The 21457-nt window shown below is 57.9% G+C and carries 22 protein-coding genes and 1 tRNA gene; 12 read left to right on the top strand and 11 right to left on the bottom strand.

Annotated features, from left to right (window positions below; genetic code table 11):
- Positions 1-198: hypothetical protein (locus ACR0NW_RS23245; protein ID WP_480791956.1), on the top strand; the 198-nt coding region annotated here is incomplete at its 5' end.
- Positions 199-276: 78 nt separating this feature from the next.
- On the opposite strand, the gene msrQ is transcribed toward ACR0NW_RS23245, so the two are convergent.
- Both msrQ and msrP read right to left on the bottom strand, forming a co-directional pair.
- Entirely contained in the window at positions 277-873 is a 597-nt protein-coding gene (gene msrQ / locus ACR0NW_RS23240) for a protein-methionine-sulfoxide reductase heme-binding subunit MsrQ (RefSeq protein ID WP_480452985.1), read from the bottom strand.
- Positions 874-877: 4 nt separating this feature from the next.
- Complete coding sequence (msrP, locus tag ACR0NW_RS23235; protein ID WP_480452987.1) at positions 878-1777, bottom strand: protein-methionine-sulfoxide reductase catalytic subunit MsrP; 900 nt, start codon at positions 1775-1777, stop codon at positions 878-880.
- Between the two features lie 194 nt (positions 1778-1971).
- Between msrP and ACR0NW_RS23230 the strand changes: the two genes are divergently transcribed.
- Together ACR0NW_RS23230 and ACR0NW_RS23225 are read left to right on the top strand one after the other, a co-directional pair.
- Positions 1972-2361 (top strand): hypothetical protein, encoded by a 390-nt coding sequence (locus ACR0NW_RS23230; RefSeq protein WP_170657080.1) that lies wholly within the window; start codon positions 1972-1974, stop codon positions 2359-2361.
- A 44-nt stretch (positions 2362-2405) separates the two neighbouring features.
- The gene (locus tag ACR0NW_RS23225) at positions 2406-2669 is read left to right on the top strand and encodes a hypothetical protein (protein WP_480452989.1); all 264 of its coding nucleotides are present in this window, start codon (positions 2406-2408) and stop codon (positions 2667-2669) included.
- A 43-nt stretch (positions 2670-2712) separates the two neighbouring features.
- Here ACR0NW_RS23225 and clpB read toward each other — a convergent pair whose 3' ends face one another.
- A complete protein-coding gene (gene clpB / locus ACR0NW_RS23220) occupies positions 2713-5331 on the bottom strand; it encodes an ATP-dependent chaperone ClpB (RefSeq protein ID WP_480452990.1) in 2619 nt (872 codons plus the stop codon).
- A 127-nt stretch (positions 5332-5458) separates the two neighbouring features.
- Positions 5459-5779, bottom strand: coding sequence for a hypothetical protein (locus ACR0NW_RS23215; RefSeq protein ID WP_480452991.1), 321 nt, complete (start codon positions 5777-5779; stop codon positions 5459-5461).
- A gap of 144 nt (positions 5780-5923) precedes the next feature.
- On the opposite strand from ACR0NW_RS23215, the gene pyrF reads away from it, so the two are divergent.
- Both pyrF and ACR0NW_RS23205 read left to right on the top strand, forming a co-directional pair.
- The gene (gene pyrF, locus ACR0NW_RS23210) at positions 5924-6643 is read left to right on the top strand and encodes an orotidine-5'-phosphate decarboxylase (protein ID WP_170657070.1); all 720 of its coding nucleotides are present in this window, start codon (positions 5924-5926) and stop codon (positions 6641-6643) included.
- Between the two features lie 398 nt (positions 6644-7041).
- Positions 7042-8295: a DNA polymerase IV gene (locus ACR0NW_RS23205; protein WP_480452993.1), complete on the top strand. Its 1254-nt coding sequence runs from the start codon at positions 7042-7044 to the stop codon at positions 8293-8295.
- 40 nt (positions 8296-8335) lie between these two features.
- Here the strand turns inward: ACR0NW_RS23205 and ACR0NW_RS23200 are convergent, their stop codons facing one another.
- Entirely contained in the window at positions 8336-9196 is an 861-nt protein-coding gene (locus tag ACR0NW_RS23200) for an N-formylglutamate amidohydrolase (RefSeq protein WP_480452994.1), read from the bottom strand.
- 148 nt (positions 9197-9344) lie between these two features.
- On the opposite strand from ACR0NW_RS23200, the gene ACR0NW_RS23195 reads away from it, so the two are divergent.
- Together ACR0NW_RS23195 and ykgO are read left to right on the top strand one after the other, a co-directional pair.
- Positions 9345-9419: transfer RNA gene (locus ACR0NW_RS23195), tRNA-Val, on the top strand.
- Between the two features lie 78 nt (positions 9420-9497).
- Entirely contained in the window at positions 9498-9623 is a 126-nt protein-coding gene (gene ykgO, locus ACR0NW_RS23190; RefSeq protein ID WP_005648635.1) for a type B 50S ribosomal protein L36, read from the top strand.
- Positions 9624-9706: 83 nt separating this feature from the next.
- On the opposite strand, the gene ACR0NW_RS23185 is transcribed toward ykgO, so the two are convergent.
- Complete coding sequence (locus ACR0NW_RS23185; RefSeq protein WP_480452996.1) at positions 9707-10240, bottom strand: extensin-like domain-containing protein; 534 nt, start codon at positions 10238-10240, stop codon at positions 9707-9709.
- Positions 10241-10678: 438 nt separating this feature from the next.
- Between ACR0NW_RS23185 and ACR0NW_RS23180 the strand changes: the two genes are divergently transcribed.
- From ACR0NW_RS23180 to ACR0NW_RS23160, 5 genes are all read left to right on the top strand, one after another.
- A complete protein-coding gene (locus ACR0NW_RS23180) occupies positions 10679-12280 on the top strand; it encodes an arylsulfatase (protein WP_480452998.1) in 1602 nt (533 codons plus the stop codon).
- 118 nt (positions 12281-12398) lie between these two features.
- Positions 12399-13415 (top strand): Fe(3+) ABC transporter substrate-binding protein, encoded by a 1017-nt coding sequence (locus ACR0NW_RS23175; protein ID WP_480452999.1) that lies wholly within the window; start codon positions 12399-12401, stop codon positions 13413-13415.
- A gap of 120 nt (positions 13416-13535) precedes the next feature.
- Entirely contained in the window at positions 13536-14090 is a 555-nt protein-coding gene (locus tag ACR0NW_RS23170; RefSeq protein ID WP_480453001.1) for a helix-turn-helix domain-containing protein, read from the top strand.
- Positions 14091-14134: 44 nt separating this feature from the next.
- The gene (locus tag ACR0NW_RS23165; protein WP_480453002.1) at positions 14135-14605 is read left to right on the top strand and encodes an N-acetyltransferase family protein; all 471 of its coding nucleotides are present in this window, start codon (positions 14135-14137) and stop codon (positions 14603-14605) included.
- Positions 14602-15045 carry a DMT family transporter gene (locus ACR0NW_RS23160; RefSeq protein WP_480453004.1) on the top strand — a complete coding sequence of 148 codons (444 nt, stop codon included), beginning with the start codon at positions 14602-14604 and terminating at the stop codon, positions 15043-15045. Before ACR0NW_RS23165 ends, ACR0NW_RS23160 begins: the two co-directional genes overlap by 4 nt.
- Here the strand turns inward: ACR0NW_RS23160 and ACR0NW_RS23155 are convergent.
- From ACR0NW_RS23155 to ACR0NW_RS23135, 5 genes are all read right to left on the bottom strand, one after another.
- Positions 15042-16709, bottom strand: coding sequence for an ABC transporter permease (locus ACR0NW_RS23155; protein ID WP_480453005.1), 1668 nt, complete (start codon positions 16707-16709; stop codon positions 15042-15044). The two genes, ACR0NW_RS23160 and ACR0NW_RS23155, sit on opposite strands and share 4 nt — an antisense overlap.
- 128 nt (positions 16710-16837) lie before the next feature.
- Positions 16838-18055, bottom strand: coding sequence for a phenylacetate--CoA ligase family protein (locus ACR0NW_RS23150; RefSeq protein WP_480453006.1), 1218 nt, complete (start codon positions 18053-18055; stop codon positions 16838-16840).
- Between the two features lie 19 nt (positions 18056-18074).
- On the bottom strand, positions 18075-18908 hold the full coding sequence (locus tag ACR0NW_RS23145) for an ABC transporter ATP-binding protein (RefSeq protein ID WP_480453008.1): 834 nt from the start codon (positions 18906-18908) through the stop codon (positions 18075-18077).
- 114 nt (positions 18909-19022) lie between these two features.
- On the bottom strand, positions 19023-20306 hold the full coding sequence (locus ACR0NW_RS23140) for an ABC transporter substrate-binding protein (RefSeq protein WP_170657037.1): 1284 nt from the start codon (positions 20304-20306) through the stop codon (positions 19023-19025).
- Between the two features lie 74 nt (positions 20307-20380).
- Positions 20381-21457 (bottom strand): branched-chain amino acid ABC transporter permease, encoded by a 1077-nt coding sequence (locus ACR0NW_RS23135; protein ID WP_170657034.1) that lies wholly within the window; start codon positions 21455-21457, stop codon positions 20381-20383.

Raw genomic sequence — 21457 nt, 5'->3', positions numbered from 1 at the left:
CCAGTCTATCCTGAGCGTCTCCGCCGCTTCCGCCGCGTCCCAAGCGCCTCAGCAGCGCCGGTGAAGGGGGTTCTAAGGTTTACCCACAAAACCCGCAAGCACAAAATTACTGAAACCGGCAAAAAATCCCAAAAAAAGATTTTTGTTAATAAAAACAGTTACCTAACTAAGATCACAACACACGAAACGCTAGATTGACGGCGCTGTTGGGCTGTCGAGACGACTTTTGCATAGGGCTATCCACAGACTCGGCCGCGATTCAGGCGGAATCGGCAATCAGGCCCAGACCCTAACCTTGGAAATAGGCAGGCGCAGCCCCAACAGAACCAAAACCAGCGTCAGATAGATAAGCGGCTCGATTTGAAATCCCTTGGCCAACATGACGTAATGCAACGCCCCCAGAAAGGCTGCCGGATAAACCAGACGATGCAGGTTTCGCCACCGGGGCCCCAAGCGGCGAACGGACCAGTTGTTGGACGTTACGGCCAACGGCAACAACAGAAGATACCCGGCCATGCCCACGGTAATATAAGGGCGCTTCAGGATGTCCGCCCAGATTTGCCCCAGCATCTGCACATCCAGAACCAGCCACACAAGCAAGTGCAGGCTTACATATCCAAAGGTCAGCACCCCGATCGCCCTGCGAAATTTCATCAGGTTCAAACCCAGAAACTTTCTCAGCGGGGTGATCGCCAGACCGAAAACAAGCAACTGCAGGGAAAGTTCGCCGAGTTCATGTTCCAGGGCCTTGATCGGTTCGACCCCCAAACCACCGGTTACGCCAAGATAAAACAGCCAGGGCGCAGGAAGCGCCCCAAGCAGATAAACCGCCCAGACGGGGATTCGGCGAAGTATCTGGTTTGTGGTCTGCATGGCGTCAGTAATACTCGGACAGATCCATGCCATCATAAAGGCTGGCAACCTCTTTTTCATAGCCGTTGAACATTAGCGTCGGTTCACGCTTGGCAAACAGGCCGCCACCGATACGCCGCTCCGAAGCTTGCGACCACCGCGGATGATTCACGTTTGGGTTAACGTTGCTGTAGAAACCGTATTCCCTTGGATTGGTCATGTTCCAGCTTGTGGGTGGTTCTTCGTCTGTCAGAGTGATGCGGACAATCGACTTGATTGACTTGAATCCATACTTCCACGGCACCACCAACCGTATCGGCGCACCGTTCTGGTTGGGCATCGGCTTGTTGTAGATTCCGGTGGCCATCAGGGTCAGCGGGTGCATGGCTTCGTCCAGCCGTAGGCCTTCGCGATACGGCCAGTCCAGCACCGGGTATTGAGTGCCAGGCATCTCTTCGGGTCGGTAGAGGGTTTCGAAGGCAACATACTTTGCACCCTCACTGACACCAGCCATGTTCAGCAGATCAGCCAGTTCGAACCCGTTCCAGGGCACAACCATTGACCAAGCCTCAACGCAGCGGAAGCGATAGATGCGCTCCTCAATTGTCATTTCGGACATGATGTCCTTGAAATCATAATCGCCTGGGCGCTCGACCATCCCATCGATCTTTACGCTCCAGGGATCGGTCGTCAGGGAGCCTGCATATTTAACCGGGTCATCCTTGCCGGTGCCGAACTCGTAAAAGTTGTTGTACGAGGTTATTTCTTCCCAGGTGTTGGGCGCAATAGATTCAGCAAGCGCAGGACCTGCCAGTGCCGCCAGCCCCATCCCGCCCGCGCCCGCGATGAACGACCTGCGGTTCAGGAACACCGCTTCGGGTGTCACATCTTGGCGGCTCAAGTTGTTTCGCCAGCGATTGGCCATTTCCGTCTCCGATCGATTTCGTTTTGTCCGATTTAGGGGATTTATACATGGAAGCCAAAGCAACTACGCTCACGATCGTGATATGGAATTGTAACGAAAATCCTGTCGGTTGGCGCGTTGGGCCACCAAAGTGCTGGACATGATCCACTTTCGCCCCTGCTGCGTATTCTAAAGTAACAAGGCCGGAGATCACCATGAAGCACCACTCAGCCCTCGCCATTTCTTTGATACTTCTCGCCACGACGGTTCACGCGGGCAACGAATCGAGGTCTCAGGCCTATCCTCTTGCCAATGGCCTGATCGAAGTGGTTGCAGACTTTTCAGAAAACTCGATATATTGGTGTGGTGCCGGAGACTATGCGCTGACACGCCTGTCGAAACCGGCAACCGACCGGCTGTATGTATGGCAGGGTCCCGCGGCCAGCACTGCCCGCCCGGGAGAACGCGCAGTGACCTTCGGGTTTGAAAGTCCCCCCGGAATTGGCGAGGTCAGCAGCCTGACAAACGACGTCACGCTTGTCGGTAACTCACTTTCCGTCGCGCAAGCCAAGAAAACCTGCGACGAGAGAACGACCAGCGGCTAGTGAAAAGAACTGACGGGCGAGGTGCGCAAGACATATGACGGCCAGTGGATTTTGCTGTCGATGGGATGGTCTGGAACATCTCAAAAGATGAAATTCGGACCCGTGTCGCCATGCTGAATTCACAACCTTTCCCGCCGCCTTCGGTTACGCCCCGACAGCAATCTGCACCGGGCGTAGAGAAATACGAAACGCCACAGTGGATTTTGCAGGGCTATGAATGGGACACGCTGGAACTGATGGACAAGGTCCACGAAGAATTCAACGAAGAGTTCGGAACCGACTTCCGGTTTTCGCTGCGACCTGAATAGCCGCAAGAAAAAGGCCCGCCGGATCAGCGGGCCTCCATTACTTTTAATGGACCACAGCATCGTCCGGACGTGGACGCTCTGACGTACCCAGCCGGTCACCGATGATCAGGCCCTCGGGCCCGGCAGTGACAGGAACGGTCTCGCCATCCCTTATCTCACCGGCCAGCAACGCCTCGGCCAGCGGGTTCTGCAAGGCGCGCTGGATCACCCGCTTCAGCGGACGGGCCCCGAAGACCGGGTCATAGCCTTCATTGGCCAGCCATTCTTTGGCCACATCGTCCAGTGCCAGCTCGATCTTGCGGGCGGCCAGACGTTTTTGCAGACGCGCCATCTGGATATCGACGATACCATCCATATCGGCCCGCTTGAGCCGGTCAAAGATGATCGTTTCATCCAGACGGTTCAGGAACTCGGGCCGGAAATGCGCCCGGACCGCATCCATTACATCCCGCCGCGCCTGCGCGCTGTCCGCGCCTTCGGGCAACTGGCTGAGCGCCTGAGACCCAAGGTTCGACGTCAGGATGATCAGCGTTTGCTTGAAGTCGACGGTGCGGCCCTGACCATCGGTCAGAACACCATCGTCCAGAACCTGCAGCAACACGTTGAACACATCCGGGTGGGCCTTTTCGACCTCATCGAACAGAACGACCTGATAGGGCCTGCGCCGCACGGCTTCGGTCAGAACACCACCCTCGTCATAACCAACATAGCCCGGAGGGGCACCGATCAGACGGGCGACCGCGTGTTTCTCCATGAACTCGGACATGTCGATGCGCACCATCGCGTTGTCGTCGTCGAACAGAAAGTTCGCCACGGCCTTAGTCAGTTCGGTTTTACCCACGCCGGTCGGCCCGAGGAACAGGAACGAGCCCAGCGGGCGGTTCTCGTCATTCAGGCCCGCGCGCGCACGACGAACGGCGTTGGCCACGGCGGTTACTGCCGCATCCTGACCGATCACGCGGGAATGCAGATCATCTTCCATCCGCAGCAATTTCTCGCGCTCGCCTTCCAGCATTTTCGAGGTCGGGATACCGGTCCAGCGTTCAACCACAGCAGCGATCTGGGTTGGCCGCACCGTTTCCTCAGCCATCATGGCGTTGCTTTCGGCGTTTTCGGCCTCGGTCAGCTTTTTCTCAAGCTCTGGGATCACGCCATAGGACAGCTCACCGGCTTTGGCGAGGTTGCCTTCACGCTTGGCGATTTCCAGATCAGCCCGCGCCTTGTCCAGCTGTTCCTTAAGATCACGCGCACCCGCAAGCTTGTCGCGTTCAGCCTGCCACTGAGCGGTCATCTCAGCAGATTTTTCCTGCAGATCGGCCAGATCCTTTTGCAGGGATTCCAGGCGATCCTTTGATGCCGCGTCATCCTCAAGCTTCAGCGCTTCTTCCTCGATCTGCATTTGCAGGATCTGACGATCCAGCTGATCGAGTTCCTCGGGCTTGCTGTCCACCTCCATCCGCAGACGCGACGCCGCTTCATCGACAAGGTCAATGGCTTTGTCGGGCAGGAAGCGGTCAGTGATATAACGATGCGACAGGGTCGCCGCCGACACCAGCGCCGAGTCCGAGATGCGCACGCCGTGGTGCAGCTCATACTTTTCCTTGATGCCACGCAGGATGCTGATCGTATCCTCGACCGTCGGTTCGGTGACCATCACGGGCTGGAACCGGCGCGCAAGGGCCGCGTCTTTTTCGACGTATTTGCGGTACTCATCCAACGTGGTCGCGCCGATACAATGCAGCTCACCCCGAGCCAATGCAGGCTTGATCAGGTTGGCAGCATCCATCGCGCCGTCGGATTTACCGGCGCCGACAAGCGTGTGCATCTCGTCGATGAACAGGATGATCTCACCGGCGGCCTCGGTGACCTCAGTCAGAACGGCCTTAAGGCGTTCTTCGAACTCACCGCGGTATTTCGCACCGGCGATAAGCGCGCCCATGTCGAGCGCGAGCAGCTTCTTGTCTTTCAGCGATTCAGGTACGTCACCGTTGATGATGCGCAGGGCCATACCCTCGGCGATCGCGGTCTTACCAACGCCGGGCTCACCGATCAGAACCGGGTTGTTTTTGGTCCGGCGGGACAGAACCTGCATCGAGCGGCGGATTTCCTCATCCCGTCCGATGATCGGATCGATCTTGCCCTCGGCTGCCGCCTCGGTCAGGTCACGCGCGTATTTCTTGAGCGCATCATAGCCCTCTTCCGCCGATGCGGTATCAGCGGTGCGCCCCTTGCGGATATCGTTGATCGCCTCATTCAGTTTCTGTGCGGATACGGCCCCGGCTTCCAGCGCCTCTTTGGCTTTGGATTTCACCATGCACAGCGCCATCAGGACGCGTTCGACCGGCACAAAGCTGTCACCCGCCTTGGTTGCAATCTTTTCGGCCTCGTCCAGAACCTTCGCGGTCTGGCCGTCCATGTAAATCTGGCTCGCATCGCCGCTGACCTGCGGGATTTTGGTCAACGCAACATCCAGTGCCTCGACCACACGGACCGGAGCACCGCCAGCGCGTGTAATCAGGTTGCTGGCCAGCCCCTGATCGTCATCCATCAATGCTTTCAGAATATGTGTGGGCTCCAGCCTCTGGTGCCCCTCGCGCATCGCAATTGTCTGCGCAGCCTGCACGAATCCTCGTGCCCGCTCGGTGAAATTGTTCAAGTCCATGTTGTTCTCCTTTTCCAAGCGCCCTGAATGTGATGCGCCCGCTTGGCGGCACGCTTCGGTCTGGGCCTCGCATTCAATTTGGGAAATATCTTCGCCGCTTCAAGAGGCTAGACCGCAATATCCGAGACTATCCGCGAGGTATCGAATAGACGGTGTAGCCCCCTGTCTCGGCCATTTGTTGCGCTTCGTACATGTCCACCAACGATTGCGCCGCATCGCTGCCCGTAGGACAGGAAACAAGATCGGCGGTGTGGTCCAGAAATTCGACCGTAAATGCAGTTTCGCCTGTCAGCTGGCACCAGTCATCCTCTGATCTGTAGCCACGCACAAGGCGCAGATCGTCATTTGTAGGGGCGGGGGCCGCGGCAGGTTGCACAGCCTCACTTTGCGGCACGTCATCACATGCGGCCAAATTCAGGATCACACCAAGCACAATCAGTTTTTTCATTTTCTGTCCCTGATAATTTAAATTTTCATTCTGAATTGGCGGCACCATAGCACAGAGTGGAATCCGCTGCGCGAACCATCGCGCATGGACAGAAGCACCTGAACCCGCTAGGACGCAGACGTTTGCCAAAAAGGAGCTTGCCCCATGTCCGATGATCGCCTGATCGTAGCCCTCGATGTCCCCAACGCCCTGCAGGGGCTGGCCATGGCCGAGCGGCTGGGCGACAGCGTTTCGTTCTACAAGATCGGACTTGGCATGCTGACCGGCGGTGGGCTGGCGCTGGCCAATGAGCTGAAGCAGGATCATGGCAAGCGCATTTTTCTGGACATGAAACTGTTCGACATCGGCAACACGGTCGAGAACGCCGTGCGCGGACTGGCGCAGTTCGACCTGGATTTCCTGACCGTGCATGGCGACCCGCATGTTGTTCGCGCAGCCAAGGAAGGGGCTTCAGGCAAAGACCTGAAAATTCTTGCCGTGACCATCCTGACCTCGCTGAATCGCGATGACCTGGATGCCAGCCTGTTGAAAGAGGGCGACGTGCAGGATCTGGTCGTTGAACGCGCGGCCAAGGCGCTGGAAGCCGGAGCAGACGGCGTCATCGCCAGCCCGCAAGAAGCCGCGCTGATCCGTGCCCTGCCTCAGGCCGAGGGGCGCTTGATCGTAACCCCCGGCGTACGCCCCGCTGGCGCCGATCTGGGTGATCAAAAACGTGTTGCGACACCGGCAAATGCTATCGCGGACGGTGTCGACCATATCGTTGTTGGCCGCCCGGTTTATCAGGCAGCGGACCCACGATTGGCCGCTGAAGCAATCCTGGCTGAGATGGCATCGCCCCAGGCATTAGCACCAAATCGAAGTTAAACCCCTAATTCATACGAGGTAGATTTTTCGATGCGCGCTTCGAACTGTATCGAATGTAATGGCAAAAATCGGGTACAGTTCGCCCCTCAACCAGTTAACTTGCCATCACTTTCCGACCCTGCCGCGCCAAATTGCCTCTGTGCCCGAAAATACACATGAAAAAAGCGAGTTTCGCCGCTGGCCTCTTCGACCTATCGCGACGGCGATTTTTGAGAGATTCTAAAAACGAGACACTCCCCGACGGACCATTTCTTCCTGAGGTTCGTCACCTCCCCCCGCCCAATTGCGGGGGGTCTTCTTGAAAACCCTCTCAATCATCTGATCCGCTGTCGGGCTTTGAAAGGCCGCCGGAGTGCTGTAAATTCGCTCGGACCCGAAACCGCGCGTGAAAGAATTGGATGCCCGGTCTTTGCCGTGATTGCCTGCATCGCTTTGAAGATCAAAACCGATGCCCGAAATGCAACAGCCCAAGGGTCAGGTTGCATCCGGAATTGTTCGATCTGACCATCGCACATATGGATTGCGATGCGTTTTATGCATCTGTTGAAAAGCGCGACAATCCGGAACTGGCCGATAAACCGGTCATCATTGGCGGCGGCAAACGAGGGGTCGTCTCCACGGCTTGTTATGTCGCACGCATTCGTGGCGTGCGGTCTGCCATGCCCATGTTCAAGGCACTGCAGCTATGCCCTGACGCGGTGGTCATCAAACCCCGCATGTCCGTCTATGCAGATGTTTCCAGACAAATACGGGCAATGATGGACGAGTTGACACCGTCGGTTGAACCTTTGTCACTGGACGAAGCCTTCATGGATCTGTCGGGCACCGAACGCCTGCACGGTGCGCCGCCTGCGGTCATGCTGGCGCGGCTGACCAAACGGATGAACGATGAATTGGGGCTGACCGGATCGATCGGCCTGTCCCACAACAAGTTTCTGGCCAAGGTCGCTTCGGATCTGGACAAGCCGCGCGGTTTCTCCGTCATCGGCAAGGCCGAAACGGCGGAATTTCTGCATGACAAACCCGTGCGCCTGATCTGGGGCATAGGCCCGGCAGCGCAGGAGTCGCTGGACCGGGTGGGCATCCGGACATTCACGGATCTGCTGCGCTGGGATCAGGAGGCGCTGACCGCGCGCTTTGGCTCGATGGGGTACCGTCTGTGGCATCTGGCCCGCGGTCAGGACAAGCGCCGTGTCTCGGCGGATGAACCGATGAAATCCATCAGCAACGAAACGACGTTCTTCGAAGACACTGCCAGTCCAGACATATTGGACGGCCATTTGTGGCGCATGTCAGAGAAAGTTGCGGACCGGGCCAAGGCCAGGGATCTGGCCGGGCGCGTCGTGACGCTCAAGGTCAAGAAATCCAATCACAAGGTCCTGACACGGCGTGTATCGCTGCGTGATCCGACCCAAATCGCAGATCGGATTTACCGCACTGCGAGTGGTTTGTTCGAACAGGTCAGGGATGAAGGGCCCTTCCGATTGCTGGGATGCGGGATATCGGACCTCTGCAACGCAGATCAGGCGGATATTTCAGGCGACCTGTTGGATCCGGGTGCCGAGCGGCGCTCCAAAGCAGAACGAGCCACGGATGAAATCCGAAAACGCTTTGGCACGGACGCGATCGTAAAAGGACGGGCACTCAGATAACCCATCCAACCGGTGCCCGAGAGATGTGGGTTGATCAGGTTTACTCGGCAGCCAGCCGGGTTTCGTCACGACCGATATCGACGATTTCGGCTATCACGTCCCGCACAAGCTTTTGGAAGGCATTGAAATTGGCGTTCGGAACAATTTTTTGTTCGTCAATGTAAAGCGATCGGTCGATTTCAATCTGCACCGCATGCTGATTGCGCCCCGGACGGCCATAGGTCTGTGTGACATAGGCCCCCGCAAATGGCGCGTTTCGCACAACATTCAGACCCGCAGACGCAAAGGCTGCTTCGATCCGGTCAACGATTTCTCCGGAGGCCGCAGCGCCGAATCGATCACCCAGCACGATTTCCGGTCTGCCGGATTGTCCGCGCCCCAACCCCGCGACGGCCTCGTGTGGCATCGAATGGCAATCAATCAGAATCGCCCGGCCAAACAGTTGACGCGATTCGTCCAACAGGGTCTTCAACCGCGTATGGTAGGGATGCCAGAATGTATCCAGCCGGTAACGCGCCTCGGCCATCGACAATTTGCCGCGATAGATCGCACGCCCATTCGCAACAACGCGGGGAATCACCCCCAACCCTGACGCGACCCGAGGATTATGCCCCTGGCGGCGCGCGCCTTCGATCAGGGCGGGGTCCAGTTCGTCAGAATTGCGATTCAGATCCAGATACGCCCGTGGCATCGACGCCTTCAGCAGGGGCGCACCAAATTCTGACGCTACGTCGAACAGCTGATCCACATATGCATCTTCCGAAGACCGAATCGTATGACGGCTCAGAACTGAACGTTCCAGCAGCTCTGCCGGGTAGGCCCGACTACTGTGAGGCGACGAAAAAACCACGCAGGACGTGCGATTTGCGGGTATATCCAGATGATACGCTGCGTTCTGCATGATCTCTCCTTGTTCGAAAGAATCATAGACTGGAAATTTGTTCTTCCAAACCCCTTGATCCCCCCAACGACTCCTTTTATAGAGCCCGCTACCGGCGCGGGGTTCCGCGCCCCATTTCATTATGGGGCTGGGCACGCAAAGGTTTCATGGGCGGTTAGCTCAGCGGTAGAGCACTTCGTTGACATCGAAGGGGTCACAAGTTCGATCCTTGTACCGCCCACCATGAATTCACGCCTCTGGACATCCGGAGGACCCGCTTAACCCAGGCGCTGGCCCGCGCCGCAGGAATTGGAGACAGGCCATGAAGGTCAAGAACTCGCTCCGCTCGCTGAAGAACCGGCACCGCGACTGCCGGGTCGTGCGTCGCAAAGGCCGCGTTTATGTGATCAACAAGACGCAGCGCAAGTTCAAAGCTCGCCAAGGCTAAGAACTGCACATACCGATTTGAAAGAACCGCGCCTGAGGCGCGGTTTTTTTGTTTGGGTCATTGAACGAGTTGATACAGCACGGCTAGCGGCAGAGAGATCCATTGCGCCGGCGTGCCGTATCAAAATGGAAATGCCCTTTGTGATATCTGTCCGCATCGGGGCCAAGAACCGTGCCAAAAAGACCGCAGGCACCGCTGTGCAATTCACGCATGAGTTTTCCCGAGCTTTCGGCATTCCACCCTTCGCCAACGGTAATCAATGTGCCATCCTTCAGCACGAAGGTAGAAATATCGATCGCCCGCCCCCTTGCATGCTCGGACAGGCGCGCGCGGGGCTGATTGTTCTTTGTCTTGCAAGAATAATGACCAACCAGACGCATCCCTTTCAAACCGCCTCCCATATTGGCAAAAGCCGGTTTGGCCGTGGTTTCAATCCAGGTTTTAAGTGTAATCGCCGTCTCGCAATCCATCAGAGCCAACTGGCTTAGCGCGATATCGGAAATTCTATAGACGCGAACCGGGTTTGCGATCCCGCAACCGCGATACTTACCCGTCATCGGCTTGAGCTTTTCGCCCAATATCGTCCAGTCGTGGCATACCGCACCGCGCTTGCGCATTCGCTCGCGCCCTTGGGCGATTTTACGAAATTTGCAGGGCCGCAATTCCGGCCTGGGTGAAATGACCACTCCGTTTTCGCGTGATGCAGCTGCCTCCTGCGGGCCGGTGTGGTCCCCGACGATCGGTTCATAAGCAATAAGTTCGGAAGGTTGAGCGTGCGGTCTATCCGAACAATCCTGCGCAGCGTTCGCCATACCGGCGCATAGCAAAAATATGGCGATCAGTACCCGCATCAGATCAACTTATTACCCTCAAAGTCTGGCACACCTACACCCCGGCTGACCTCGAAACCTGCACCAAGTGTGCTTCGGGTATGAGTTAAATATCAATGCGCAAGAAAGATTTTTCTTAGCGCTGCACATGAAAAACTTTGCTTCAAGCCCAAGAATCGCTGAGCATTCAATGGTGTCTGATAACCGGATAAGGGCAGCACGACCATGAAACCGAATGTCATTCTTATTCTTGCCGATGACATGGGATTCGCCGATCTCGGCTGCACGGGTTCGGAGATTCGCACCCCCAACATTGACGCTTTGGCGCGGGGCGGTGTTCTTATGACGGCGATGTACAATTGCGCGCGTTGTTGCCCGACGCGTGCGTCACTGCTCACCGGGCTCTACCCTCACAACGCCGGGATCGGACATATGGGTGCGGACTTGGGAACACCTGCCTATCAGGGTTTTTTGCGCAACGACGCGGCTACAATCGCCGAGCATCTGCGCGCTGAAGGGTATCGCACCTGCATGTCCGGTAAGTGGCACGTAGGCGGGGATTTCATGGCGCGCGAAGTGGACAGCTGGCGGGTCGGCGATGTCGATCATCCGACCCCGCGGCAACGCGGTTTTGACCGGTTCTACGGTATCGTCGACGGCGTCACCCACTTCTTCTCACCGCATTTCATGTTGGAGGACGACAGCCGCGTCGAAACTTTCCCGGACGATTTTTACTTTACCGATGCCATCACGGCAAAAGCGATCTGCATGATTGAGGAATCGGTCACGTTGGATCAGCCCTTTTTCCTGTACCTCGCCCACACCGCCCCGCATTGGCCGCTGCACGCCCATCCCGAGGATATAGCCCGATACGAAGGCATCTATGACAAGGGATGGGACAAAACCAGGGCAGCCCGACATGAAGAAATGAACGCAATGGGGCTGTTTCAGACGAATTGGGAAATCAGCCCGCGTGACCCAGACGTTAAGCCTTGGGAAGATGAGGCAAACCGGGATTGGGAATCCCGCAAGATGGCAACCTATGCCGCGATGGTCGATCGCATGGATCAGTCGATCGGAACCCTGATCTCGGCCCTGAAACGTCTGGATCAGTTCGAAGACACTCTGATTCTGTTTCTCAGCGACAATGGCGGCTGTGCCGAGTTTATGGCCGAGGATGGATGGGCAAAGTTCTTTCCGAATGTCACTAACGATGGGCGTCCGATCACAATGGGAAACCGGTCTGATGTCATGCCCGGCGATGCACTGACCTATCAAAGCTATGACAAACCGTGGGCCAATGTCTCGAACGCACCGTTTCGGTTGTTCAAACACTATGTGCATGAAGGTGGAATTTCGACACCCTTGGTTGCGCACTGGCCCAGCGGATTTGGTGCGCTACCCCCGCGGCACACTCCCTGCCATGTGGTCGATATCCTGCCGACCATTCTTGAGGTCACCGGCACCACGTACCTCAACGAGGTGGGCGGGCACGAAATTCAACCCTGCCAGGGCGAGAGCTTTCTGGACCTCCTCTGCGGCAAGGACTGGTGTCGCGAACAGCCCATCTATTTCGAACACGAAGGAAATTCTGCCATTCGCCTTGGTCAATTCAAACTGGTGCGCCTGCATGGGCAAGATTGGGAGCTTTACGACATCGAAGCAGACCGTACCGAGTTGCGGGATTTGATAAGTGGGGATCAGATTCGCGCCGACAGTCTGATCCGACAGTATCAGGACTGGGCCGACAAAACCGGCGTTCTGGATTGGGACATCGCCCTACCCCGCCTTTTGGCCGCGTGGGAAATGGACAATGCAGAAGGGTAACCTGCGACCGCATGACCTAGTATTTCAGTCGGAATCTCTTGCATCCAGCACTGAAACATATAATTGAGAAAATCAGTAGGGTAATTGCCGGCCCTTAATCCAAACGCTGGGACATGCTATGCTGAAATCCACCACCTGCATCGCCGCTGCGCTGACCGCAGTCATCGCCACCTCTGCGGTCGCCGAAGGCGAACTGAATCTTTATTCGTCGCGCCACTACGACACAGACGAGCGTCTGTATGGCGAGTTCGAAGAAGCTACCGGGATCAAGATCAATCGCATCGAAGGCAAGGCCGACGAACTGATCGCCCGGATGGAAGCGGAAGGGGCCAACTCACCTGCGGACATTCTGCTGACGGTTGACACATCACGTCTGGCCCGCGCCAAAAACGCCGGTATCCTACAGCCGGTTGATAGCTCCGTACTCGAAGAGCGTATCCCCTCAAACCTGCAGGATAGCGACAACAACTGGTTCGGTTTCTCGCAGCGCGGCCGCATCATCTTCTTCGACAAGGAAAACGTCCCGAACCCGCCAGCGACCTATCTGGATCTGGCCAAACCTGAATATAAGGGCCTAATCTGTATCCGGTCGTCGACTAACACCTACAACCAGACCCTGCTGGCGTCGATTGTCACGCATGAAGGCGCCGAGGCGGCCAAAACCTGGGCTGAAGGCGTGGTTGCAAACATGGCACGTGACCCACAAGGCGGTGATACGGACCAGTTGCGCGGTATCGTTTCGGGCGAATGTGATATCGCCGTTTCGAATACGTACTACTTCGCCCGTTCGATCCGGAAGGACGTCAAAGGCCTGTCGGCTGATCGTGAAATGATCGGATGGATATTTCCCAACCAGGACGGCACAGGTGCACATATGAACCTGTCTGGCGCCGGTGTAGCGGCGCATGCGCCCAACAAAGACAACGCTGTGAAGTTCCTTGAATATCTGGCAAGCGATCAGGCACAGGTGTACTTCTCGGCCGGTAATGACGAATACCCGGCAGTCGATGGTGTCGCACTGGCAGAGTCTGTTGCCACGCTGGGTGAGTTCAAGTCTGACGAAGTGAACCTCTCGGAAGTCGCGAAAAACATTCCCGAAGCTCAGAAGATCTTTAACGAGGTCGGCTGGAAATAAACCGCACAAAAATCGGGCAGTCGGGGTGCAAGGGTCTCTCTTGCGCCCCTTTTTTCTTTTCAAATCTCATTTATTTCATCATAAATTCCCGCATCAGAGAAATTGTTCCGGAAATGATCGATGCTGGATGAGCTATCACTTCGCCTTGCAGACCGCCTGAAAGAGCTGCGACAGTCACGCGGCTGGTCTCTTGATCAGCTGGCCGCGCAAAGCGGCCTCAGTCGCGCCACGCTCTCGCGTCTGGAAAAGGCCGAGGTCAGCCCAAGCGCCGAAAGCCTTGGGCGGTTATGTGCGGCTCACGACCTTCCGGTATCGCGCCTTCTTATGATGGTCGAAGAATCCTTCACGCCAAAAGTCCCCTTTGAGCGTCAGCCGGAATGGCAGGACCCCGAATCCGGCTACACCCGCCGATCCGTGTCTCCGCCTGCCCCTGGCCTCAGTGGTGAGGTCCTTGAATGCCATTTGCCGCCCGGGGCCGTCATTTCCTACGACATGCCCCCAAAACAGGGGCAGGAGCATCATCTGGTTCTGCTGGACGGGGCGTTGACGCTGACGGTAGATGAGACGTCGCATCACCTCAGCGCAGGGGACTGCCTGCGTTACCACTTGTCCGGGCCGACCCGTTTTGAAACGGGGCAGGCGCGGGGCGCGCGTTACATTTTGGTGCTGATTTGATTACCCGGCTGTCAGCGTCCCAATTCCCTGATGCGGTAGGCGATTTGACTGACATATTGCACGCCTGCGTCCACGACGGGGCCAGCATCGGCTTTGTGTTGCCGTTCTCAGGCGAACAAGCCCGCGCATACTGGCAGGATCACGTCTTTCCCGTGCTGCAATCCGGCGGGCTTGAGGTGTTCATCGCGCGGCAGGACGGCCAAATCCTTGGCACTGTACAACTGGTTAGCGCACAAATGCCGAACCAGCGGCATCGCGCAGATGTCGCCAAGCTGTTGGTACACCCAAAGGCCCGGCGTCGCGGGCTGGGTGTTGCGCTGATGCGGGCATTGGAGGCACGGGCCCGATCGCTCGGCAAAACGCTGCTGGTTCTGGATACACGCAGTTCCGACCCGTCGCGGATTCTCTACCAAAATATAGGCTTTGAAACAGCGGGTGAAATCCCGGGCTATTGCCGTAGCCCGGCTGAAGAACGGCTTGACCCCACAACTTACATGTACAAGGCGCTGACATGATCGCCGCGCTTGTCCTCGCGGTGGTTGTGGGCGGGGCGCTCATCGCCGCGCAAGGGCCGATCTACGCCCGAATGGCGACGCTACTTGGTGGCCCGGTTCAGGCGGCCGCGCTGGCATTCACCGTGGGGGCGCTGGCGCTGTTCGGGCTTCTTTGGACGATGGGTGGTACCCTGCCCCGCAGATCGGATGTGATCGCCGTTCCCATCTGGATGTGGTCTGCGGCATTGATCGGGGTTTTTGTCGTTCTGACTTCAGTCCTTGCGGTGCCCCGGTTGGGGGTTGCGTCCTACATGGTCTGCGTGATCGTTGGGCAACTGGCGGCCAGCTATGCCTATGACCGTTTGGGTGCTTTTGGCCTGACCCAGCGCGAGTTTTCGGCAGGAAACCTGATTGGACTTGGCCTTGTCGCAGTGGGCGCTGTTTTGACCGTCTGGCGTTAACGGGTTTTTCCGACCTGACGACAGATCAGAATGACAGGCAGCAGACCAACGGCAAGGATGACCAAAGATGGCACCGCCGCACCTTCCAACCTCTCGTCCGATGCCAGCCGATAGGCCTGAACCGCAAGCGTGTCAAAGTTGAACGGTCGCATGATCAGGGTCGCGGGCAGCTCTTTCATGACATCGACAAAAACGATCAGCAGCGCCGTCAGCAGCGAAGGTGTCAGGATCGGCAGATGCACGCGCCGCAATGTACCCAGCGGTGACTGCCCCAGTGAACGGGCGGCTGCATCCATGTTGGCGTGAACCGTGCTCTGACCGCCCTCATATGCGCTGAGCGCGGCGGCTAGAAAGCGCACCATATAAGCGGCGACGAGCAACCAGATCGAGCCGGTGACCAACAACCCCGTCGAGACATCGAACGTTTCACGCATCCACGCGTCCAGGGCATTGTCAAAGCTGGCAAATGGCACGATCAAACCAACTGCTATCACGCCACCGGGCACAGCATAACCCAACCGGGCGATATAGGCCGCTGTTGCCGAACCCCTGCCCGGCTTGAGACGTTGAAAGAACCCAACGCAGATTGCCGCGCATACGGTGACGACAGCAGCGGTTCCCGCTAGCATCAGCGAGTTCCTGACAAAGCCGACATACCGGCTGGACAACAGGTTCTGTTCCGAGTCGAGACCCATCTGAACAAGGATCACCACAGGCAGAATGAACCCGAAAAACACAGGGATGATACACAAGGTAAAGGCCGCGACCGCCCGCCAGCCGCTGAGCTGTTCGGCGGGCAATGTCGTATGGCGTTTGCCCGACTGATAGTACTTTGCCTTGCCCCTTTGAATCCGCTCCATCACAGCCATGACAAGCGCGAAACCCAACAGGCAAAGGGCCAACTGCGCCGCCGCCGCCCGGTCTGCCATTGAAAACCAGCTGGTATAGATGCCGGTCGCAAAGGTCTGGACGCCGAAATAGGCAACTGTTCCGAAATCGGCGATGGTCTCCATGACCGCCAGCAGGACACCTCCGGCGATTGCCGGGCGCGCCATGGGCAGCGAAACACGCCAGAACGCCGCCCAGGGGTTGCTGCCCAACGCACGCGCCGCCAGAAATGCGGTGGCGCTTTGCTGCAGAAACGCGGCACGGGCCAGCAGATAGACATAGGGATAAAGAACGAGGATCAGCATCACGGCCGCCCCCTCGGTCGACCGGATCTCGGGGAACCAATAGTCGCGCGGACCCCAGCCCGTCACCTGCCGCAATGTAGTCTGGACGATACCCGGATGATCCAGAATGAACGTGTAGGCATAGGCAAGGACATAGGCAGGAAAGGCCAGCGGCAGCACCAATGCAACCTCCAGCAACCGCACGCCGGGAAAGCGCGTCATGGTTACCAGCCACGCGGCGCCCACGCCGATTGCAAACGTTCCCGCCGACACCAGCACAACAAGAATGGCCGTCGTCACCGCATAACCGGGCAGGACGGTTTCCATGAGGTGCGATATCGTATCCGTACCGCCCGTCACCGCAGCCAGTACGACGGCAACCATCGGCAACAGACAGGCGCAGGCCACGAGGGTGGCCACTGCGCCCAGCACCCGAGTTCCCAGCGCGCTGTGTCGGCGCGAGCCGTGTTGTGCGTATTCGATCTGAGCCATTGTTCCGGTCAAGGACAGGTTACGGTTTCACCACCTTTAATCGACCAAATGACTCGGAAACGCCAGAGCACAATTGTACGATTTGTACAGGCCTACCGGTGCCAATCTTCCGGTTTGTACGTCACCGTTCAGTCATAGACCCGCTGATCCTCGATCACCAGACCGTCCTTGGGCAGCGATCCCGGGGCAACAACTTCGATCGCACCTTTCAGCTTCAGTACCTCGGCCACCGATTTCGCATAGGCTGCATCATCACCGCCGGAGCTTTCGATCTGCACGGTCATGGTGTCCATTTCACCCTGCCGCGCCGCGATGACCCGGGCCTTTACGATCTCGACATGTTTGTCCACCAGCGCCGCGACCTGTTCGGGACGCACGAACATACCCTTGATCTTGGTCGTCTGGTCGGCCCGTCCCATCCAGCCCTTGATCCGCAAATTGGTGCGGCCGCAGGGCGACTGGCCGGGCATGACAGCAGACAGATCACCGGTGGCAAAGCGGATAAGCGGGTAATCGGGATTAAGGGAGGTCACCACGACTTCGCCCACCTCGCCCGGCGCCACCGGTGTGCCGGTGCCGGGGGTGACGATTTCGACGATCACATGCTCGTCGACGATCATCCCCTCCATGGCAGAGCTTTCATAGGCAATATTGCCCAGATCGGCAGTGGCATAGGATTGCAGACAGCTGATACCGCGATCCGCGTATTCCTGACGCAGACTAGGGAACAGCGCCCCGCCGCCAACCGCAGCTTTGGAGAATTTCAGGGCCACGCCCATTTCGTCAGCTTTGTCGAGGATCACCTTCAGATAATCCGGTGTTCCGGCATAGGCCGTGCAGCCAACGTCATGCGCTGCGCTGACCTGCAATTCCGTCTGGCCTGTCCCTGCTGGCAGAACCGCCGCACCGACGGCCCGCGCACCGTTTTCAAAGATCATGCCCGCAGGCGTCAGATGATAGCCAAAACAGTTCTGCACGATATCGCCCTGACCGATCCCGGCTGCGTGCAGAAACCGGCCCATGCGCCACCAGTCATGATCCACCCCGCCGGGTTCATAGATCGGCCCCGGCGACTGAAAGATATGAGCAAACCCATGTGCAGGTTTGACCGTGAAACCGCCAAACGGCGGATGTTCGGCCTGCGCCCGGCTGAGTTCCGACTTGCGCAACACCGGCAACGCGGCCAGATCCTGTGCAGAGGTGACCGACCCGGCATCCACGTCGGCCAGCAGCTTTTCAAAGGCTGGTGCGGTTTTGGCCCGCGCAATCTGTTCCGGCAGAGCCCGCGCCTGATCAGCGGCACGTTCATCCCCCGAGCGCGTTTCCAGAGTGTCAAAATAGGTCATACTCAGATCCTCCATCCGCTTACAGCCACCTCTTGCGGCGACGGTAGGAACGCACGTCGCGGAAGCTCTTGCGACCTTCATCGGACATTCCGAGATAGAATTCCTTTACATCCGGGTTCTCGCGCAGTTCCGCAGCAGGGCCGTCCATCACCACGCGGCCCGATTCCAGAATGTAGCCGTAATGGGCAAAGCGCAGCGCGACGTTGGTGTTCTGCTCGGCCAGCAGGAAGGATACGCCTTCCTTTTCGTTCAGGTCCTTTACGATCCCGAAGATCTCTTCCACCAGCTGCGGTGCAAGACCCATCGAGGGCTCGTCCAGCAGAATGGTTTCCGGGCGCGACATCAATGCGCGGCCCATCGCGACCATTTGCTGTTCCCCACCCGAGGTATAGCCGGCCTGACTGCGGCGGCGTTCCTTGAGGCGGGGGAAATAGGTATAGACCAGATCAAGATCCTGCTGAATGGCCGCGCCGCCATCCTTGCGGGTATAGGCCCCGGTCAGCAGGTTTTCCTCGACCGTCAGGTGCTCGAAGCAGTGGCGACCTTCCATCACCTGGATGACGCCCTTTTGCACCAAATCGGCGGGATCGCTTTCGTGAACGCCCTGGCCGCGGTACTTGATCGAGCCCTTGGTGACCTCGCCCCGTTCCGAATGCAGCAGGTTCGACACCGCCTTGAGCGTCGTCGTCTTGCCTGCGCCGTTGCCACCCAGCAGAGCGGTGATGCCGCCCTTGGGCACGGTGAGGCTGACGCCCTTGAGAACGAGGATCACGTGATTGTAGATCACCTCGATATTGTTGACCTCAAGCAGGGTTTCGGCCTGCACTTCGGTATTTGTCGCCGCATCCAGCATCAGCGCGTGTCCTCATGCCTGTCCCGTTTTTCGGGACTTGTCCGGTTCGGAACGGCGGCAGGCCGCCGCTCCGGGTTTGATCAGTGCCCCGGCAAAAACCGGGGCGGCTGCGTTTTAGCTGCAACCCTGTTCGATGTTGTTTTCAGACGCGTAGGCGCCCGAATCTTCGTCGATCAGCGCGCCGATCACTTCGCCATCGGTCGGCTTAAACTCGGAAATCAGCGACCAGGTCTTGTTCGCCGCATCCCACTGGGTCACACCAACCAGAGCGTCACCGCCGTGGTTTTCGCAGCTGACCGAGAAGGTCGGGCCGAAATTGGGAAGACCCAGTTCCGTCATTTTCGCTTCGGTCATTTCCAGTGCTTCCATACCGTCGCGCATCATCGCAGGCGTGATGTCAGCAGTACCGTGGATTTCCTGTGCTTTCTTAGCTGCTTCGGCGGCCAGCATCGCTGCATAGAGGCCACGGTTGTACAGCACCGTGCCGACCTGATCGCCCGCGCCTGCAGCCTTGCCGGCGTCCAGAACGTGTGTTTTCAGATCGTCAAAGACGGGAAAGTCCGTGCCCACGTTGTGGAAGGTCAGAGCCTTATAGCCATTGGCCGCTTCGCCCGCGGGCAGCACGTCGTTTTCAGAACCGGACCACCAGATGCCGATGAAGTTTTCCATCGGGAAGCGGATGTTGGCAGCTTCCTGAACCGCAACCTGGTTCATGACGCCCCATCCCCACATCAGGACATAGTCCGGACGGTCGCGGCGGATCTGCAGCCATTGCGACTTCTGCTCCTGACCTGGGTGATCGACCGGCAGCGCGACCAGCTCGAACCCGTGCTTTTTGGACAGTTCCTCAAGCGTGCGGATCGGTTCCTTGCCATAGGCCGAGTTGTGATAGACCAGTGCGATCTTCTTACCGTTCAGATCACCGCCGTTTTCGTCCAGCAGATAGTTGATCGCGCCCGAGGCACCATCCCAGTAGTTGGCGGGATAGTTGAATGTGTGGCTGAAGATCTTACCGTTCTTGGCCGATGTCCGGCCATATCCCATCGTGTGCATCGGGATGTTGTCGGCGGTGGTCTTTGGGATCAGCTGATAGGTGATACCGGTCGACAGCGGCTGATAGACCAGCGCGCCTTCGCCCTTGGTCGATTCATAGCATTCCACACCTTTTTCGGTGTTATAGCCGGTTTCACATTCGATGACCTTGGCCGGAACACCGCCGATGCCGCCATCCCGCTCGTTCAGCAGGGTGAAATAGTCGGCGTATCCATCCGCGAATGGAATACCACCGGCAGCATAAGGTCCGGTCCGGTAGCTGAGCGATGGGAACACGAGGTCGGCCATTGCCGGACCTGCGGCCATCAGGGCGCTCAGCGCCACGGTTGCCAGTTTAATTTTCATCGGGTTTCTCCTCCCTTGATTAGTCCGATGCAGTGGTGGGCTTTTCGCCCGTCTTGATTTCAGTCCGCCCCCGATCAGTGGGGGAAGGGCCACAGACGCAGTTTCTCTTTGGCCAGACGCCACAGCTGCGCCAGCCCGTGCGGTTCTAGGATCAGGAACATGATGATCAGCGCGCCCACGATCACCAGCTGCAGATGCGCCACGATATCGGTGGGCCATCCCAGCATGTCGGCGCCCACGACCTTCAGCACCACTGGCAGCAGCACCAGGAACGCAGCACCTGCGAACGACCCGAAGATCGATCCCAGACCGCCGATGATCACCATGAACAGCACCAGGAACGATTTCTGGATACCGAAGACCTCTCCGACTTCGACCGCGCCCAGATAGATGGCAAAGAACAGAGCGCCCGAGATGCCGACAAAGAAGGAACTGACGGCAAAGGCGGTAAGCTTGGCCTTGAGCGGGTTCACCCCGATGATCTCGGCCGCGATGTCCATGTCGCGGATCGCCATCCACGTCCGGCCCGTCGTGCCGCGCGTCAGGTTGCGCGCGATGATGGCGCTGATGGTCAGGAAAATCAGGCAGAACAGATAGGTCGCCCAGGCCGGAGCATTCGGGCCTGTGATGATGATGCCGAACACGTCGCGTTCCGGCGCGTTGATCTGACCCGAGGCGGAATAGTTGTAGAACCACGGCACCCGGTTGAACAACCAGACAAGGAAGAACTGCGCAGCCAGCGTTGCCACCGCCAGATAGAACCCCTTGATCCGCAGGGACGGCAACCCGAACAACACCCCGACAAGGGCGGTAATGCCACCTGCCAGAATGACGTGAATGAACATGCTGACGTCAGGAAAGGCGGTCATCAGCTTGTAGCAGGCATAGGCGCCCACGGCCATGAACCCGCCGGTGCCCAGCGATACCTGCCCGCAATAGCCCACAAGGATGTTCAGACCAATTGCCGCGATGGCATAGATCAGAAACGGCAGCAGCAGCGCATTTGCCCAGTAGTCGTTGATGATGAAGGGGATGATGCCGAACGCCACCGCCAGCACGACATAATACCGGTACCGGTCGAACCTGATCGGAAAGGTCTGGCTGTCATCCCTGTAGGAGACTTTGAAATCCCCGGCCTCACGATAGAACAT

The sequence above is a fragment of the Ruegeria sp. CF5 genome (assembly GCF_056537325.1).
This window is presented reverse-complemented; position numbering and strand designations above follow the sequence as displayed.